Raw genomic sequence first — 1,637 nt, 5'->3', positions numbered from 1 at the left:
CCTTCAGCATTAAACGCTCTTAATCAACGAATGGTTTCAGCTTTAAGAAAAGCTCTCAGAACATGGGAAACAGATGACAATGTTTCTTGTGTCTTAATTGAAGGGGAGGGTCGTGCTTTTTGTGCTGGTGGAGATGTTGTGGAAATCCATCATATGGGGAAAAGTGCCTCTGCTTGTCAATACTTTAGGGATGAATATAGCTTAAATGCTTATATCAAACATTTTTCAAAACCCTACATTTCTTTCTTAAACGGTATTTGGATGGGGGGAGGGGTAGGTATTTCTCTCTATGGTTCGCATCGAATTGTTACAGAAAATACAGTTTTTGCTATGCCAGAAGGTGCGATTGGGTTTTTCCCAGATGTAGGTGCAAGTTTTTTCTTACCATCTCTTCCCAATCATTTTGGCATCTATCTTGCATTAACGGGCGCACGCATAAAGTGGGGAGATTGCTTAAATTTAGGATTAGCAACACATGCAGTTTCTGAAATTGAATTCGATAGGGTTAGAAAAGCTGTTATTGAGCAAGGAGATCCCACTTTAGCTTTAAACCAGCGAGCAATTACAAAAGATTATGAAACGAGTCATGAGATACGTTGTATTATTAACAGTTGTTTTAGTGCCCACAGCTTAGAAGAATGTCTTGAGTTGCTACATAAAAAAAGCAATGAAGATGTTTTATTTGCTAAAGAATGTTATGATATTTTGCAGTCACGTTCTCCGACAAGTTTAAAAGTTATTTGGAAACAAATGAAACAAAATTCATCTCAAACGTTGGAAGACTGTATGAAAATTGAAAACCGCATAGCGCATCATATGATTTATTCACATGATTTTTATGAAGGTATACGTGCTATGTTAATCGATAAGGATAAAAGACCTCAATGGCAGCCAGATAAACTTTCAAATGTGACAGATGAAATGGTAGATTCTTACTTCCAACCTGTTGAACAAGAGTTATTATTGTGAAAAATAATTCACACAAACAGATTTCAAAAATCAATTTAATCTATAACTGTTACTTACGGTTTTTGGCACTTATTTGCTTAGTTCTAGGTATTTTTTATTGGATACGCCTTGTGGGGGTCTTTCCAGGTGTTTTATGGCGTTTTGACCTTATGCCTTGGCAGTGGCAATTTGCATCAGCTATATTGGCTATTCTCTATCCTATTGCTTTAATTGGTCTTTGGATGTATTCACTATGGGGCATTATTTTATGGTGTGTTGCCGCATTGATTGAAACAATAGCAATATATTATTCCGATTTTATTTATCAGCCTTTTGTACCATTGTTTCATGGAATATTATTTTTAGCTTTTATTATCTTACAAATTATGATGATTTTTTTAAAAAGAGTAAAAAATAAAAAACCATTATGAAAAGTCATCAAAAAGTTTTTTAAGTAATAAGTAAAAGATATTCACCTCAATTATCAAACTTCTATTCTTATATATTAAAATACGCCCTTTCTAAAAAGTTCCATAATATATATTATGCGATAACATGATACAGAAGATAAATCCTTTATCCCAAAAGAAAACCCTACTTTAAAACATCATCATATTTATATCATACAATTTACTTTTAAAATAAAATTTGGTCTTTAAAGTATATTCCTTAAAGACCAAAAATAGTGA

Annotated in this window: 2 protein-coding genes; both read left to right on the top strand. The window is 32.9% G+C overall.

The window, feature by feature from the left end; genetic code table 11:
* On the top strand, window positions 1-969 hold a 969-nt coding region (locus ACFIO3_RS12735; RefSeq protein ID WP_375704577.1), incomplete at its 5' end, for an enoyl-CoA hydratase/isomerase family protein.
* Window positions 966-1,379, top strand: coding sequence for a DUF6163 family protein (locus ACFIO3_RS12730; protein ID WP_375606870.1), 414 nt, complete (start codon window positions 966-968; stop codon window positions 1,377-1,379). The genes ACFIO3_RS12735 and ACFIO3_RS12730, both read left to right, overlap by 4 nt.
* Window positions 1,380-1,637: the final 258 nt, after the last annotated feature.

It is taken from the genome of Bartonella sp. AD328YNZD, from assembly GCF_042196425.1.
Note: the sequence above shows the minus strand (reverse complement) of the source record. Positions and strands in the feature narration are given on the sequence as shown.